Raw genomic sequence first — 1417 nt, forward strand, 5'->3', positions numbered from 1 at the left:
GTGGATGCAGGCGATCCGGCGCGGGTCCGGCTGTACTTCAGCGCCCCACCGGAAGCTCCGACCACGCGGGGGTTCGCCTCGATCCTGGCGCAGGGGCTCGACGGTCTCGGCGCACAGGAGATCCTCGACGTACCGGACGATTTCTACTCGGCTCTGGGGCTGAGCGACGCGGTGAGCCCGTTGCGACTGCGCGGTATGTCGGCGATGTTGGCGCGGATCAAGCGTCACCTGCGTTGACCGGCGACGGCGCAGGTGACGTGCCGTCGTCTTGATCGATACAACGCGTCGTCGTTAGACTCCGCGGCAGGGCCCCTGGAGCCCAGTCCCCCCGATGCGTACGACGAAGGTTGGTTGCTGCCGATATGGAGTTCACGGAGTTGGCGGACTACGCGGTTCCCGCGGGCACGCTCACCGAGTGGATACCCAGCGTCGGCCCGCAGGCCCGCACTCCGGAGGCTGCTGGCTGGCATCCCGACGCCAGGCCGACGTCCTACGTCCACGAGACACACCTTCGTACGAGCCTGAGCAGTCCTCGCCGCGGTCGTGAATCATGGCTCGGCGCGGCCTTCGAAATCGCAGGCCCGCTGGACAAGCCCGCGTTTCGCCAGGCAGTGCTGAACTGGATCGACCGGCACGAGGCGATGCGTTCGAGCGCGTCGATCGACGAGGTGACGGGCGAGATGACGAGGGTGACCGCCGCGCAGGGTGCCATCGACATCTGGCAGGTCGAGCAGGAACGGTGCGCGCAATCGAGTGAGGTGTTCGAGCACCTGCAGTATCTGTTCGACGAGTTCACCTCACCGTTGATCTGGCCCGCCTACGCCTTCGTGACGCTCGAACCGGTGGACGAGACGCGTCCGATCACCGTGTTCTTCGCAGCGGATCATTCGATCATCGACGGCCTGTCCACGGTGCTGGTCGCGCACGAGATAGCTGCTCTGTACGGCGAGGAACTCGGTGGTGCGCCCGCTGCCCTGTTCGAGGCCGGCAGCTACCTCGACTTCGGTTCCTCCGAACGCGAGAGGAATGCAGAGCTGGAGCATTCCCACGACGCCGTGCGGATATGGCGGGATTTTCTCGTCGACGGCGAAGGCGAGCTACCGGCCTTTCCACTCGACATCGGAGATCCGAGCCCGGACGATCTGCCGCAGGGCGGTTTGTCCGCGTGGGTGCTCGACCCGGACCAGGCCGACTCGTTCTCGGTCGCCTGCCGCAAGACCGGACACAGTCTGTTCGCCGGGTTGCTCGCAGTTCTGGCCATCACCGGCTCCGAACTGGGCGGCGGCAATCGTTTCCGCACGGTGACGCCGGTGCACACTCGCGACGAGCCGCAATGGGCGTCGGCGCTGGGTTGGTTCGTCGGACTGTGCCCCATCTCTTTCGACATCGCCGGTGCGGACTCGTTCGGCTCGGTGGT

The 1417-nt window shown here is 66.2% G+C and carries 2 protein-coding genes; both read left to right on the forward strand.

Annotated features, from left to right (window positions below):
• The coding region (locus A2J02_RS16625; protein WP_197478045.1) for a SufE family protein at positions 1 to 237 on the forward strand (237 nt) is incomplete at its 5' end.
• Between the two features lie 125 nt (positions 238 to 362).
• Positions 363 to 1417 (forward strand): condensation domain-containing protein (locus A2J02_RS16630; RefSeq protein ID WP_068051338.1); only part of this gene is annotated, 1055 nt, incomplete at its 3' end.

It is taken from the genome of Rhodococcus sp. EPR-147, from assembly GCF_001647185.1.
Classification (GTDB): Bacteria; Actinomycetota; Actinomycetes; order Mycobacteriales; family Mycobacteriaceae; genus Rhodococcoides.